The 13,559-nt window shown below is 60.6% G+C and carries 13 protein-coding genes; 7 read left to right on the top strand and 6 right to left on the bottom strand.

Features of this window, described 5'->3' with window-relative positions; translation table 11 throughout:
- Positions 1-163: 163 nt before the first annotated feature.
- Positions 164-826: a YceH family protein gene (locus WBK23_RS05610; protein WP_424482980.1), complete on the top strand. Its 663-nt coding sequence runs from the start codon at positions 164-166 to the stop codon at positions 824-826.
- Between the two features lie 45 nt (positions 827-871).
- Here WBK23_RS05610 and WBK23_RS05605 read toward each other — a convergent pair whose 3' ends face one another.
- On the bottom strand, positions 872-1,300 hold the full coding sequence (locus WBK23_RS05605; protein ID WP_424482979.1) for a phage infection protein: 429 nt from the start codon (positions 1,298-1,300) through the stop codon (positions 872-874).
- 450 nt (positions 1,301-1,750) lie between these two features.
- On the opposite strand from WBK23_RS05605, the gene WBK23_RS05600 reads away from it, so the two are divergent.
- Genes WBK23_RS05600 through WBK23_RS05585 form a run of 4 tightly spaced genes read left to right on the top strand, consistent with a single transcriptional unit; the run spans position 1,751 to position 5,653 of the window.
- The gene (locus tag WBK23_RS05600) at positions 1,751-2,992 is read left to right on the top strand and encodes a glutamine synthetase family protein (protein ID WP_424483296.1); all 1,242 of its coding nucleotides are present in this window, start codon (positions 1,751-1,753) and stop codon (positions 2,990-2,992) included.
- A 53-nt stretch (positions 2,993-3,045) separates the two neighbouring features.
- Positions 3,046-4,356, top strand: coding sequence for an MFS transporter (locus tag WBK23_RS05595; RefSeq protein ID WP_424482978.1), 1,311 nt, complete (start codon positions 3,046-3,048; stop codon positions 4,354-4,356).
- The gene (locus tag WBK23_RS05590; protein ID WP_424482977.1) at positions 4,353-5,045 is read left to right on the top strand and encodes a TIGR04283 family arsenosugar biosynthesis glycosyltransferase; all 693 of its coding nucleotides are present in this window, start codon (positions 4,353-4,355) and stop codon (positions 5,043-5,045) included. The genes WBK23_RS05595 and WBK23_RS05590 overlap by 4 nt, the downstream gene beginning before the upstream one ends.
- The gene (locus WBK23_RS05585) at positions 5,042-5,653 is read left to right on the top strand and encodes a TIGR04282 family arsenosugar biosynthesis glycosyltransferase (RefSeq protein ID WP_424482976.1); all 612 of its coding nucleotides are present in this window, start codon (positions 5,042-5,044) and stop codon (positions 5,651-5,653) included. Before WBK23_RS05590 ends, WBK23_RS05585 begins: the two co-directional genes overlap by 4 nt.
- Positions 5,654-5,670: 17 nt before the next feature.
- On the opposite strand, the gene WBK23_RS05580 is transcribed toward WBK23_RS05585, so the two are convergent.
- From WBK23_RS05580 to flgA, 4 genes are all read right to left on the bottom strand, one after another.
- Positions 5,671-6,420, bottom strand: a complete 750-nt coding sequence (locus WBK23_RS05580) for a flagellar brake protein (RefSeq protein ID WP_424482975.1) — start codon at positions 6,418-6,420, stop codon at positions 5,671-5,673.
- 84 nt (positions 6,421-6,504) lie between these two features.
- A complete protein-coding gene (locus WBK23_RS05575) occupies positions 6,505-6,972 on the bottom strand; it encodes a flagella synthesis protein FlgN (protein ID WP_424482974.1) in 468 nt (155 codons plus the stop codon).
- An 88-nt stretch (positions 6,973-7,060) separates the two neighbouring features.
- Complete coding sequence (flgM, locus tag WBK23_RS05570) at positions 7,061-7,405, bottom strand: flagellar biosynthesis anti-sigma factor FlgM (protein WP_424482973.1); 345 nt, start codon at positions 7,403-7,405, stop codon at positions 7,061-7,063.
- Between the two features lie 156 nt (positions 7,406-7,561).
- Positions 7,562-8,320: a flagellar basal body P-ring formation chaperone FlgA gene (gene flgA / locus WBK23_RS05565; RefSeq protein WP_424482972.1), complete on the bottom strand. Its 759-nt coding sequence runs from the start codon at positions 8,318-8,320 to the stop codon at positions 7,562-7,564.
- 74 nt (positions 8,321-8,394) lie between these two features.
- Between flgA and WBK23_RS05560 the strand changes: the two genes are divergently transcribed.
- Together WBK23_RS05560 and cheR are read left to right on the top strand one after the other, a co-directional pair.
- Positions 8,395-9,327 carry a chemotaxis protein CheV gene (locus tag WBK23_RS05560; protein ID WP_424482971.1) on the top strand — a complete coding sequence of 311 codons (933 nt, stop codon included), beginning with the start codon at positions 8,395-8,397 and terminating at the stop codon, positions 9,325-9,327.
- A 44-nt stretch (positions 9,328-9,371) separates the two neighbouring features.
- Positions 9,372-10,199 carry a protein-glutamate O-methyltransferase CheR gene (cheR, locus tag WBK23_RS05555; protein ID WP_424482970.1) on the top strand — a complete coding sequence of 276 codons (828 nt, stop codon included), beginning with the start codon at positions 9,372-9,374 and terminating at the stop codon, positions 10,197-10,199.
- Between the two features lie 92 nt (positions 10,200-10,291).
- Here cheR and WBK23_RS05550 read toward each other — a convergent pair whose 3' ends face one another.
- Positions 10,292-13,387 (bottom strand): transglycosylase domain-containing protein, encoded by a 3,096-nt coding sequence (locus tag WBK23_RS05550; protein WP_424482969.1) that lies wholly within the window; start codon positions 13,385-13,387, stop codon positions 10,292-10,294.
- Between the last annotated feature and the right edge of the window lie 172 nt (positions 13,388-13,559).

Raw genomic sequence — 13,559 nt, 5'->3', positions numbered from 1 at the left:
TTTCGCGCGGCCCGGAACAGGCCCGGCGGAAAAATAGCGCGCGACTTTAGCACAGTGCGCTCAGCTCTCGCTGCGTGGTGCGGTTGCACCCGTCGAGTGGTGGTCATATCAACCGCCGGTCAGGCGGGCTAGGCTAGGCAACTGTCTGATAGCTGAGGTCGTTATGTCCAACGAAGGCGTGAGTGAAGCGGTTGTTGAGCCCCTGACGGTCGTCGAGGCGCGGGTGCTGGGCTGCTTGATCGAAAAGCAGGTGACGACACCGGAAGCCTACCCCCTGACCCTCAACGCCCTGGTGCTGGCGTGCAACCAGAAAACCAGCCGTGAGCCGGTGTTGAACCTGACCGCTGGCCAGGTTGGGCAAGCCCTGCGCAGCCTGGAAGGGCGCGGGTTGGCCCGGCTGGTGATGGGCAGTCGCGCGGACCGTTGGGAGCACCGCGCCGACAAGGGCCTGGAGCTGGTAGCGGCGCAGGTTGTGCTGCTCGGTTTGTTGTTGTTGCGCGGCCCGCAGACGGTCAATGAGTTGCTTACACGTAGCAACCGCATGCATGAGTTCGAGGATGCCGAACAGCTGCAGCACAACCTCGAACGTCTGATCGGTCGTGAGCTGGCGTGCCTGCTGCCGCGTCAGGCGGGGCAGCGCGAGGATCGCTATATGCACGTGCTGGGCGATCCTGCCGATTTGCAGGCGGCGCTGGAAGCCAGGGCCAGTGAGCTGGTAAGACCGTCGAATAGCGCGCAGCAGGACTGCCGAGTCGAAGCGCTGGAGGCGCGGGTGGCGGAACTGGAGCAGCGGCTGGCGCAGCTGGAGGCAGCCTTAAACGCATAAAGCACCCATTTGGGTGCCTTATGCGAGAGGTGTAGCGGGGTGGTGTTAGCTGATGCGCATGCCTGGCGTGCGCTCAGCGCCATTTTCGGCGACACGGTTCAAACCAGTGCGGTCGGTACCGTCTGCGGCCACACGCATGCCTGGGGTGCGTTCAGCTCCGCCTTCAGCGACACGGTTCAAGCCAGCGCGATCGGCACCGTCTGCGGCTACACGCATGCCCGGGGTGCGTTCAGCTCCACCTTCAGCGACGCGGTTCAAGTCGGTGCGGTCGGCACCATCAGCAGCGACACGCAGGCGTTCTTGCAGGCGATCAGCGCCACCTTCAGTCTGCAGGTTGCCACCCAGGCTCAGCTGGGTTTTCACGCTGCTGTCCTGCATTTCACCCAACAATGGTTGCGGGTTGTTCTGCGGCAAGGCGAAAGCGCTGGCGGATAGGCTGGTCAGGATCAGGGCGGTGAGAATTTGCTTTTTCATGTTCAGGCTCCTCGTAAGGGCGGGTCGTAAGTGAGTACGGGGCCCATGTTACTTACGAAAAACTGATGAAGAAGTGGATGCTGGGCATGGTAAACATCGATGCTGTCGATAGTTGATTTTTAACTATATAAATCAATATATTAGCCTTTAATTTTGAGTGGATTAGGTCGCCGAGCTGATGGTTTTAGTCTGCATGTATATATCTAGTTAGTGGATGTATTTGTCGGTGTGTTACCGATCTGATTGATCAGTCAGGTTGCTGTGCTTGATATCTCGAACGGCTGATGCGTATTTTGTACGCTTCGGCCGTTCGACTACGGCTTCTTGCGCATATAAGGACAACAGCAAATGAACACCCTCAACCGCACCGCCCTGGCTGAATTGCTGCGTGGTGTTGATGAAATCGAATGCGTGACCCCGGATCTGAACGGTGTGCCACGTGGCAAGGTGATGACAGCTGAGGGGTTTCTCGAGGGGCGGCGGCTGCAGTTGGCGCGTGGTGTGCTGCTGCAATGCATGATGGGTGGCTATCCGGCCCCGCAGTTTTACGGCAGTGATGACGGTGACCTGGCGCTGAATGCCGAGCCGACGCAGATTCACCGTTTGCCCTGGAGCGATACGCCGCGTGCGCTGGCGATTTGCGATGCCGATGAGCTGGATGGTCGCAGCTCGGGCCTGTCGACCCGCGGTTTGCTCAAGCAAGTGATTGCCCGCTACGCCGCGCACGGTTGGCAGCCGGTGGTCGCGACCGAGCTGGAGTTCTTTGTGTTTGCCCCCAATAGCGACCCCCTACAGCCATTCCAGCCACCGCTGGGGCTTGATGGGCGTCGTGAAGATGGCTGTTCGGCGTTCAGCGTCAGTTCCAACAACGGCTTGCGGCCGTTCTTCAACGAGGTCTATCAGTGCATGGCAGCTCTGGGGCTGCCGCGCGATACCTTTATGCACGAGATGGGCGTTAGCCAGTTCGAGATCAATCTGCTGCACGGCGACCCGTTGCTGCTGGCCGATCAGACCTTTCTGTTCAAGCACCTGCTCAAGGAAGTCGCGCTCAAGCATGGCCTCAGTGTGGTGTGCATGGCCAAGCCGCTGGCGCATACGCCGGGCAGCTCCATGCACATTCACCAGAGTGTGGTGGCGCAGGGCAGTGGGCAGAATATCTTCAGCGCGGCCGATGGCCAGGCGACGCCGGCGTTCTATCACTTCATTGCCGGCCAGCAAGCGGCCATGGCCGATTTCACCTTGCTGTTCGCGCCGCATGTGAACTCCTACCAGCGTTTGTGTCACCCTTACGCGTCGCCGAACAATGCCTGCTGGTCGGAGGATAATCGCGCCGCTGGCCTGCGTATCCCGGCCAGTGCGCCAGTGGCCAGGCGGGTCGAGAACCGCCTGCCGGGTGCCGACGCCAACCCTTACCTGGCGCTGGCGGCCAGCCTCGCGGCGGGGTTGCATGGGCTTGAGCAACAGTTGCAACCCAGTGCGCCGATTCAGGGCGAGTTCGAGGTGCCGGATGAATTGGCGCTGCCTTGCACCATGCATGCGGCCATCGCGCGATTGGCGCGCAGTGAGCTGGCGCTGGAACTGTTCGGCAAAGAGTTTATCGAAGGCTACATTGCCACCAAGACGCTGGAGCTCACCAGCTTCTTCGATGAAATCACCCCGTGGGAGCGCCGTGTGTTGGCGGCCCACGCGTAGCATCTGACCGCCGGGCATGGGTTCGGCGGCCCTTAATGGAGGCCGGTGTACCCATGTCCGTGGTGCTCAAATCTTTCAGTTCGCTGTATTTCGCCACCCTGTTGATGCTGGTGGGCTCGGGTTTGTTGAGTACTTACCTGGCGTTGCGCCTGGCGCAAACGGTCGATGGCTTGTGGGTCGGTGCTCTGATGGCGGCCAACTACCTGGGCTTGGTGCTGGGCGGCAAGCTGGGGCATCGGTTGATCGCTCGGGTCGGCCATATCCGCGCCTATGTGGCCTGCGCCGGTGTGGTAACTGCCGCGGTGCTTGGGCATGGCCTCAGCGACTGGCTGCCCAGTTGGTTGCTGCTGCGGATGCTGGTGGGCCTGGGCATGATGTGCCAGTACATGGTGATCGAGAGCTGGCTCAATGAGCAGGCGGAAACCAGCCAGCGTGGCCAGGTGTTTGCCGGCTATATGGGGGCTTCCTACCTGGGCTTGATCCTCGGTCAACTGGTGCTGGTGGTACACCCGACGCTGGGCCTTGAGCTGCTGATGCTGGTGGCGCTGTGCTTTGCCCTGTGCTTGGTGCCGGTGGCCTTGACCCATAAACTGCACCCCGCGCCGTTGCATCCGGCTCCGCTGGAAATGCGCTTCTTTATCGATCGGGTGCCGATGTCGCTGACCACCATCGTAGTGGCGGGTTTGCTGGTCGGTTCGTTCTACGGTTTGGCACCGTTGTATGGCACGCGTATGGGGTTGCCCACCGAGCAGGTCGGTCTGTTTATGGGCTGCTGCATCATTGCGGGCTTGCTGGCGCAGTGGCCGTTGGGCTGGCTGTCCGACCGGCATGATCGCGTGCGCCTGATTCGCGGCTGTGCGGCGTTGTTGGCGCTGGCTGCACTGCCCTTGGCGATTCTGCCGCAGGTCAGCTTGCCGCTGCTGTTCGCCGGCGGCTTTCTGGTGTGTGCCTTGCAGTTCAGTCTGTACCCGTTGGCCGTGGCGCTGGCCAATGACCATGTCGAAGCCGAGCGGCGGGTATCGCTGACGGCCATGCTGCTGGTGACCTTCGGCGTGGGGGCCTGTATCGGGCCATTGCTGGCGGGCGTGCTGATGCGCGTGTTCGGCGCGAACATGCTGTATGCCTTTGTCTGCGGCTGCGCCTTGATTCTGGTGTTGCGTATACGGCCGCAGCGCGTCACCCACCTGCATCAGGTCGACGACGCGCCGCTGCACCACATTCCCATGCCGGACAGCACCGCTAGTTCGCCGTTGGCCGCCGCACTCGATCCGCGTGTTGATGAGCAAGCGGTGCAGGAGCAGATGCACGACAATAGCGCCACGTCTGCCGCTGAGTCGCCCTTGCCGCCGGAGGTGCGCGGATGACGCGACGGCTTAGCGTGATTATCCCTGCGCGCAATGAGGCGCAGGCGTTGCCGTGGCTGTTGGCGGATCTGGCTGCGCTGCGTGCGGATGGAGCCGAACTGATCCTGGTCGATGGCGGCAGCAGTGATGCGACCTGTGCACTGGCTGCCAGTCGGGTCGATCAGCTGTTGAGCGGTAGCGCTGGCCGCGCCGTGCAGATGAACCAGGGCGCGGCGGCGGCGAGCGGCGAGTACCTGTGGTTTGTGCATGCCGATACGCGGGTCAGCGCGGAGTCACTCAGGAGTCTGCTTGATGTCCTGAACGAGCGTCCCGTGTGGGGGCGTTTCGATGTGCGCTTGGCGGGCGCGGGGCTGGCGCTGCGCGTGATTGGCGCGATGATCAACCTGCGTTCACGCTTGACCGGAATCGCCTCGGGTGATCAGGGGATTTTCGTCCGTCGCGAGTGTTTCGAGGCTCTGGGTGGGTATGCAGCGATACCACTGATGGAGGATTTGCAGCTGTGCCGGCGGCTCAAGCGGCAGGTCCGTCCGCGCTGCCTGCGGCCGCCCTTGTCGACCTCCAGCCGGCGTTGGGAACAACAGGGGGTCATTCGCACCGTGCTGTTGATGTGGCGTTTGCGTCTGGCATATTACTGGGGTGTCAGTCCCGAACGACTGGCATCCCAATACCGCCGAGGATCACAGCCATGAGCCTGTCGATCTCCTTGCATCTGTTGGCGCGCGCACCGGTAGCGGGGCGGGTGAAAACCCGCTTGATTCCAGCGCTGGGTGCTCAGGGTGCTTGCGATTTGCAGCAGCTGCTGCTGGAAAGGGCATTGCATCTGCCTGCAGGTGATTTTCACGAGCGCTTCCTCTGGTTGGATGATCTGCCTGCGGTTGGCCTTCAGGCTTTGGCCGAGGCGCAGGGCTGGACGCTGGTCGAGCAACCAATTGGCGATCTGGGCGAGCGAATGCGGCGTATCGCGACCCTGGGCTTGGCCGAAAGTGATGCGGTGGTGTTGATTGGCAATGACTGCCCGGCGCTGGATGGTGCCTATCTGCAGGCGGCTTGCGCGGCATTGCAGGAGCAGTCAGTGGTGATTGGTCCAGCCGAGGATGGCGGCTATGTCCTGCTGGGGTTGCGCAGCATCGATGTGGCGTTATTCAACGATATGCCGTGGGGGACGGAGCGGGTATTGGGCATGACGCTGCAGCGTTTGCAGCAACTGGACTGGCGTCCAGCGCTGCTGCCTGAGCTATGGGATGTTGATCGGCCGGAAGATCTCGCGCGTCTGGCGGCGCTGAATATTCGCCTTTAATCGGCCGTTATGCCGGCTTAGAACAGGCCGTCGCTATCCACACGTCGTGCTTCACGTTGCAGCTGGTAGACGAAACGCTCAACCAGGCGCTGCTCTTGCCCGTTGATGCGATGAAAGCGTGCGCCGATAAAGGTGATGTCGAGCTTTTCCTCGTATTGCACATGGCGCACTTCAATGGCTGTGGTCATGGCCCCGAAAGGGAATTTTGCCGTAAAGCGCTCGTACACTTGGCCAGCCTGCAGGCTGTTGCTGATATTGCCCGGTATGCGCAGCTTGCAACCGGTTGCGGAGATGTCCAGCAACTGCCCCGGTATGGCGGTACGCAATTTATCGCCGGCCAGTTCTATCTTGATCAGCTCTGCCAGCTTGAGCGGTGCGCGGTAGGCGCTGCGGCGCTGGTGGTAGGTCACCTCGGTCGGCATCGGGCTGAAATAGCAGCGAGCGCCCTCATGTTCGGTGATGCGTACAGCCTGCTCGCACTTCCACGCCACGCGAACGCCTTCGTGAAAGGCCTCAACGTTAAAGGCTTCGCCATTGAGCAGGTAGCGTTCGCCGTCGCTCGGCATCAGTTCATCGAGGATCAGCAGATTCTTGTCGCGATCTACGTCGATGACATAGCTCTGAAAGCGCTGGTTACGTTCGTGGAAGGTGATGATCAGTGGGTCATGGCTTTGTTGCAGTTGGCGCAGGTTGGCCATTATTTCCACAGGTGCTTTGAGTACCTTGGGTGGCTGCGGGCCATCTTCCTGGCTAAAGGGGCTGGACACGGTCCATAACTCTCCGGGCAAAAATGCTACGGCACTAGCATACTGGCATTGTGACAGTATGTCCCCTGTGCCTTGTTATAGGTTTCAGGCCTGGCTGAGCGGGCGCTGCTGGCCGATTCTAGCCGCACCGCCGCGGCTGTCATAGAGGCTCGGGGTCTCATTGCCGCGAAGAATATTGAGCATGCTGTTGGCCGAGGCTTGGCTGGAACGGATCAGTCGACCATTGCGCAGATTGGCGGTTTGGCAGCGCTCCAGCAGGGCGTTGAGCTGGTCACCACGTTCAAGCAACAGTTCGGCCTGGCTGGATTGTGCGGCCAGTGCCTGCAGGCCGGCGCGATCGGGGCTTAGACCCAGGCTGGTGAGGAGCTGGCTGCGTTCTTTGCCGTGCTGCTGGAGCAGGCCGAGCAGGGGCAGCTTTTCCGTGAGAATACTTTGCAGGCGGGGGAGGTCGCGATCGCCAAGAACTTGGAACTCGCTATCGATCAATTCAAGCAATTGCTCGGCGGTGCCGATATCACGGGTGAACAGGTCGAGCAGGCTGGTGTCGTGCATTGCGGGCTCTTCGGGGGTAACAGATGCTTTCAGCAGTTATCGCGTGAAAGGTCTGTGGGCGACCAATACCCCCAGCGCAGCCCTTGGACTAGCGCTGGGATTCGAAATTAAGCAGCTTGCTGGCAACGCGTTGACTGTCGACCTGGTAGCTGCCGTCTTCAATCGCTTGCTTCAACTGGGCGACGCGCTCTTTGTTGACGGCCGGCTGATCGCGCAGTTTTTCGCTGACTTTTTGCAGCTGCTGGGCATCGCGGCTGAGCTGTACCGACTCACCACTTTTGCCAGCTTGTTGCGCCTGTTCGGTGGGGTTCGGCACGTTGCCAGGCTGTTTGCTGCCAACGGCTTCGCTCTGACCACCCGCCTGGGCACTGCCGGTACGCCCCGAATTGGCTGGCGTTGCGGCATTGTTGAGCCGGTTGATGTCAATGACCATGATGCAAAACCTCGAACAGTGTTTGGACGCTTGCCTAGCTTGTCGGCCTTGCCCAAGAAAACTTTAGGGCAAAAAGTGTGCGTCAAGTAACAGTCTAAACACAGTGTGGGAAATCGTCAGCTCACTTACGCAGCAAAGTTAAAACAAGAATCATGCCTACATGACCACTTCAACCTGGCCTGGACCTACCACTCGGGCCTTGATCACGCGATTGGAGCGTTGGTTGCGTACGCTGATCTGCTTGCCGATGGCCCCGTCCGTCAAGGCTTCACCGGGCATGCGCACGTTAATCCCACCGCTACGAGCGCTGATCACCACCTGATCACCTTTGCGAATGGCTTCGGCTAGCTGGACATGCACAGGTGTCAGCACCTGATCTACCAGTAGTGCTCGCGTCAATTTTTTGCCGATGGCCTGTGGCAGTGCCGTCAGATAGCCCTGATTGAGCAGGCCGACATCACGCTCTGCCAGTACTACATCCATTTCCGTCACTAAGTTGTCACGTTTGAGCGGGCGGCTGGCGATGACCACCTCGCGGAATAGGCGTACCTGGCCCGGCACGAAGACGGTCCAGGGGGCGTTGCCTTCGCAGCGCACACGTAGGGTTACCCGGCCAATTGGCTCGGCAGGGCTTTCCAGGGTGGTGGTCAGCGGAAGCTCACAGAGTGGCAGGCGCAGGCGTGGGTCGAGCCGGTTGATTTGAATCTGATGGCGGCCAGCGATGTTGCTACGCTGTAAATAATCACTTACCGCTTGCTCAAGAAACCCTTCGCCAGCGCCGATAAGTTGTTCAGGCCGTGTGGCATCCGCCGTTACCAGCGCGCTATAGCCGAGTGCCAGCAAAGCAGGTACAACTGCCAGCCAATAGCGGCATTTTGCCAGCGAGCGTCGATTAGTTGTCGTTTCAGTCTTCATATAGGTTGGATAGCAAGGCGCGTGCCGCCTGCTACGCTGACAGCAAGTGTGTTACTCAAATAAGGAGTTTGGGTATGGCCGGTGTGATGGATTCGGTTAACCAGCGAACTCAGTTGGTTGGGCAGAATCGTTTGGAGTTGCTGCTGTTCCGTCTGAACAGTAACCAGCTCTATGGGATCAACGTATTCAAGGTGAAGGAGGTGCTGCAATGCCCGAAACTCACCATCATGCCCAAGTCCAGTCCGGTTGTTCGTGGTGTGGCCAATATTCGCGGCGGCACCATTCCGATTCTTGATTTATCGATGGCCACGGGCAATGCGCCGTTGACCAATATCGACAGCAGCTTCGTGATCATCACCGAATACAACACCAAGGTTCAGGGCTTTCTGGTGCACTCGGTCGAGCGCATCGTCAACATGAACTGGGAGTCGATTCACCCGCCACCCAAGGGCACTGGGCGCGATCACTACCTGACGGCGGTGACGCACCTGGACGACAAGATGGTCGAGATCATCGATGTCGAGAAAATCCTTGCCGAGGTGGCACCGACATCGGAAGTTATTTCCGAAGGGATTTTAAGTGCCGAGACCCAAGCTCGAGCTATAAGCAAACGGGTGCTCACCTGCGACGACTCTTCGGTCGCGCGCAAGCAGGTCACCCGTTGCCTGGAAACCGTGGGCGTGGAGGTGGTGGCACTCAATGATGGGCGTCAGGCTCTGGATTATCTGAAGGCCATGGTCGAGGAGGGCAAGAACCCCGCCGAGGAGTTCTTGATGCTGATTTCCGACATCGAGATGCCGGAGATGGACGGCTACACCCTGACCGCGGAGATACGCGCCGATCCGCGTATGCAAAAGCTGCACATCATCCTGCATACTTCCCTTTCTGGCGTGTTCAACCAAGCCATGGTGAAGAAGGTGGGGGCAGATGATTTTCTCGCCAAATTCCGCCCGGATGACCTGGCTGCACGGGTCGCTGAACGCATCAATGTTGCGGCAGGGGACTAAGGGCTTGGCCCTTAGTGAATCATATGTTCGTCGAGGCCTCGCGAGTGTCTACAGGTAATTTGGATTTCGAGCAGTTCCGGACTTTCCTGGAAAAAGCCTGCGGCATCCTGCTTGGCACTAACAAGCAGTACCTGGTTTCCAGTCGGCTCAACAAGTTGATGGAGCAGAACAGCATCAAAACCCTGGGCGAACTGGTGCAGCGCATGCAGAGCCAGCCGCGCAGTGGTCTGCGTGAGCAAGTGGTCGATGCCATGACCACCAACGAAACCTTGTGGTTTCGCGACACTTATCCGTTTGAAGTGCTGAAGAACCGTGTGCTGCCCGAGATGATCAAGGCCAGCCCAGGGCAGCGTTTGCGCATCTGGTCTGCGGCCTGTTCTTCCGGACAGGAGCCGTATTCGCTGTCTATGACCATCGACGAGTTCGAGAAGACCAATATTGGTCAGCTCAAGGGCGGTTTGCAGATCGTTGCCACCGACCTTTCACCGACCATGCTGATCAACTGCAAGTCCGGCGAGTACGACAGCCTGGCGATGGGCCGTGGCCTGTCGCAGGAGCGCTTGCAGCGCTACTTCGACCCTAAGGGGCCGGGGCGCTGGTCGGTCAAGCCGGCGATCAAGAGTCGTATCGAGTTTCGTCCGCTGAACCTGCTGGACAGTTACTCCAGCCTGGGCAAGTTTGATGTGATTTTCTGCCGTAACGTGCTGATCTACTTTTCTGCGGATGTGAAGAAGGACATCCTTACGCGCATGCATGCGATGCTCAAACCTGGGGGGTATCTGTTCCTCGGCGCATCCGAGGCCCTCAACGGCTTGCCCACTCACTATCAGATGGTGCAATGCAGCCCTGGGATTATCTACAAGGCCAAATAGGCGGCAGTTGCGCTTAACAAAACGGGAGGCCATGAGCCTCCTGTTTTTATTTCGCCTGGCGGTAATTCCCCAGGGGCTTTGTGCTGCTGGGTTTAGAGGCTACTGGTCAGCGTATTCGGCTGAGGCGGCGGGCATTGGCTCTGACTGCCGGGCTCCAGATAGGGCATGAGGATCGGTGCCATGCCTTTGAGCACCTGCACCGGTAGCGCCGAGGTAAAGCGGAAGCTTTCGGCGGCGCGGCCAGGCACGAAGGCGGTGAGGGTGCCGTAGTGGTGTTCGCCCAGGTAGAACACGAAGGTCGCAGTGCGGTTCATGGCGCGCGAGCTGAGCACTCGGCCACCGGCCCCGACTGTTTCGATACGGTTATCACCGGTCCCCGTTTTCCCGCCAACCTTGAGGGGCTGGCCGTCCGCTTGAGTAAAGCTACCGAGCAGGCGGCGCGCGGTACCGGCTTCGACCACGTCGGCGAGTGCGCTGCGCAGCGCGGCGGCCACTTCGGGTGCCATTACCCGCTTGCCGGCCAGCTGATCGCGCACCACCAGGGTGTCGTAGGGCGTGTCGGCGGCGAAATGCAGGCTGTCGATACGCGCGGTGGCTTGGCGAATGCCATCGTTCTGGATGATTCCGACCAGCTCGGCCAGGGCTGCCGGCCGGTCGCCGGAGCTGCCGATGGCGGTGGCCAGTGACGGCACTAAGTGGGCGAAGGGATAGCCGAGGTTTTGCCAGCGGCGGTGAATATCGAGAAAGGCCTCGACCTCCAGCATGATGCGGATACGGCTGTCGCGCGCGCTTTTGTGCCGACTGCGAAACAACCAGCCATAGACCTCCTGGCGCTCGTCCTGACTGGCTGTCACCGCATCGCTGAATTTGGCTTGTGGTTGCTCGATCAGGTAGCCCAGTAACCAAAGCTCAAGCGGGTGGACGCGAGCGATATAACCCTGATCCGGCAAGTTGTAGGCACCTGGGCCGTAGCTTTTATACAGCTCTGTTATGCGTTTATCGCTGAGTTTTTCCTGAGGCAAATATTTGCGCAGAAACGCCGAGAAGCTGGCTGCGTCAGCATGCGGCATCAGGTAACGGTGCACGGCGGCGAGGCGCACCGAGGTATGACGCAGGCCGTTGAGAAAGGTGTCCAGACGCTGTTGTTCTGGCTGGCCCTGGTACTTGCGCCAGAAGCGCAGCAGGAAGGTGGTGCCTTCGCGGTCGGCGAAATCATGCAGGTAGGCCTGGCGGCGCGGGTCCTTGTCGTCCTTGAGTAGCTCGGCGCTGTTGTTCGGGCCTTGATAGGTGCTGTAGCGCACCAGGTCGCGCATCAGGCGGATAAATGGCAGGTTCAGCGACTCGCGCAGGGCTTCGCGCATGCTGGCGATGCGCTGATTATCTTCACGGCGGAAGTTGGCAAAGGTGTGCACGCCACCGCCGGTGAAGAAGCGCTCGCCTGGGCTGGCGGAGTATTTGCGCTCCAGCGCCGCATCCAGCATTTCCGGCAGTGTGGCGGCCGGATTGCTGAGTAGGTAGTCGACGGCCCAGCGGGTCAGGTTGTCCTGCGCATTGACTGCGCGCAGTTCGCTGGGGGCTTGGCCCGCGTGGCGTTGGTGCAGTTCGGCGATGATTTCCAGGTAGGTGGACAGCACCCGCAGTTTGGCGGTGGAGCCCAGCTCCAGCTTGCTGCCTTCATTGATGTCGAAGGGCTGGTCGGTGCTGTCGGTCTGCACGCGCACCACACTGCCGTTATCGGTGCGCTCGAACAGGGTGAAGCTGTAGCGCACGTCGGCGGTTTTTTCCGGCGACAGCAGGCGCTCGCCAAACAGGCCGATCTGCCCGGCAAATTCCGGGTCGGCCAGTTGCTGCAGGTACTGGCTGGCGGCTTGTTGCAGGTTGTTGTTCAGAGTGCTGCTGGCGCTGAGATCGAGGCGATCGAGGTCGTACAGCGGCATATTGAGCATCGCGGACAGGCGCGCCCGTGACACGCTGATGCCTTTGTTGCCCTCCACCGGTTGCAGGTTGGGTTCCAGGGCCCAGTCGCGGTAGGTCAGTGGCTGGTTCAGCGCCGCATCGCGCAGCGGAGCGTCAATTAGACCGCCGCTGGCCAACAGGCGGATATGGCTGTCAGTCAGCTTGGCCAGCTCATTGCGGCCCTGTGCCAGGTAATAGGAGGGGCGGCGCTGGGCGATCATCAAAGCCAGCACCTGGCGCAGCGCCAGTCCGCGCTCCTGGGTGGTCGCCTCGGGCGAGCGGGCCGGGTCGAGTAGCAGGTTGACCCGAGCAAAGTCCGCACCGAACCAGATGCGCAAGCCATCGGCCAGACCGTGCACTTCACCATGCCCTGGCGCGGCGGAGAGCGGCACGCTGTTGAGGTAGTCGCGCACGATGTTTTCCCGGGCGGCGAGGGTTTGCGGTCCGCTCTGGTAGGCGCGCACGCTGGCCGAGAGCATTTGCCGCAGCTTCTCGGTGGCGGACAAGGTCAGGCCGTCCGGCGAGTGACGGTATTTCTCCAGCTGGGTGGCCAGGGTGCTGCCGCCGGCGGATTGATCCTGCATATCCAGCAGTTTGCCGACCTGGGAGATGGCCGCCATGACAAAGCGTGGCCAGTCTACTGCGGGGTTGGCCAGCGCTTGCTCGGGGTCGAGCAGCTTGCGGTTCTCGATAAACAGCAGGCTGCCGGCCACCAGCGGCGGGATGCTGGTGAAGCTCGGGTAGCGCTGCTGCGGGTAGCGAAACTCATAGAAGGGCGTGCCGCTGCAGTCGCTGATGCGCAGGCCGCTCTGGATCTTCTCCGGGTAGGGTACAAACAGGCCGCGCTGGGCATAGTCGAGCAGGGCCGGGGAAAACTGCGCCTGTTGCTGCACGATATAGCCGCGCAGGCCCAGGCGTTCGAGCATCAGGGGCAGGTGGGTGTAGCCCTGGCGCTTATCGAAGGGGCCTTCCTTGGGGTAGATGATCGACGCGCTAGGCCCCGGTTTTACCCGGTAGCTGAGGGTTTGCGCGTAGCGGCTGAGCTGCTCGGCCTGAAAGCGCGAGGTGCGCATTTCATCGGCGGTAAACAGTCCGGCGGCGATAAGCAGCGCAAGTACCAGCAACCAGCAGGTGATTTTCAGCGCGCTGCTGCGTTTACGCGGACTCGGCTGCTGGCCAGGTTGCTCGCCGGCAGGCAGTGGAGTGATGTGGAGTTGCCATGACGCGCCCATATGTATTCAACCTGCTGCACTTATCCATAGGTTTGACAGGGCGCTGAGTCACTTCGGTCGGGCTAGATCCCTGAGCCCTGTTCAGCCGGCCACTGCTGCTTCAAGTCTAGCCGCTGGCCTGTCGGCTGGCAGGGATGTACTTGGCAGACAGGAAAATATTTACCGGGTTTTA

Origin of the sequence: Pseudomonas sp., assembly GCF_049653025.1 — a bacterium.
In the GTDB taxonomy this organism is placed as follows: Bacteria; Pseudomonadota; Gammaproteobacteria; order Pseudomonadales; family Pseudomonadaceae; genus Aquipseudomonas.
Note: the sequence above shows the minus strand (reverse complement) of the source record. Positions and strands in the feature narration are given on the sequence as shown.

What these genes read in the sequence shown, in the direction of transcription:
- WBK23_RS05610 (WP_424482980.1), top strand. Translation starts at nt 164, where the DNA reads ATGTCCAACGAAGGCGTGAGTGAAGCGGTTGTTGAGCCCCTGACGGTC.
- WBK23_RS05605 (WP_424482979.1), bottom strand. Translation starts at nt 1,300, where the DNA reads ATGAAAAAGCAAATTCTCACCGCCCTGATCCTGACCAGCCTATCCGCC.
- WBK23_RS05600 (WP_424483296.1), top strand. Translation starts at nt 1,751, where the DNA reads ATGACAGCTGAGGGGTTTCTCGAGGGGCGGCGGCTGCAGTTGGCGCGT.
- WBK23_RS05595 (WP_424482978.1), top strand. Translation starts at nt 3,046, where the DNA reads ATGTCCGTGGTGCTCAAATCTTTCAGTTCGCTGTATTTCGCCACCCTG.
- WBK23_RS05590 (WP_424482977.1), top strand. Translation starts at nt 4,353, where the DNA reads ATGACGCGACGGCTTAGCGTGATTATCCCTGCGCGCAATGAGGCGCAG.
- WBK23_RS05585 (WP_424482976.1), top strand. Translation starts at nt 5,042, where the DNA reads ATGAGCCTGTCGATCTCCTTGCATCTGTTGGCGCGCGCACCGGTAGCG.
- WBK23_RS05575 (WP_424482974.1), bottom strand. Translation starts at nt 6,972, where the DNA reads ATGCACGACACCAGCCTGCTCGACCTGTTCACCCGTGATATCGGCACC.
- flgM (WP_424482973.1), bottom strand. Translation starts at nt 7,405, where the DNA reads ATGGTCATTGACATCAACCGGCTCAACAATGCCGCAACGCCAGCCAAT.
- flgA (WP_424482972.1), bottom strand. Translation starts at nt 8,320, where the DNA reads ATGAAGACTGAAACGACAACTAATCGACGCTCGCTGGCAAAATGCCGC.
- WBK23_RS05560 (WP_424482971.1), top strand. Translation starts at nt 8,395, where the DNA reads ATGGCCGGTGTGATGGATTCGGTTAACCAGCGAACTCAGTTGGTTGGG.
- WBK23_RS05550 (WP_424482969.1), bottom strand. Translation starts at nt 13,387, where the DNA reads ATGGGCGCGTCATGGCAACTCCACATCACTCCACTGCCTGCCGGCGAG.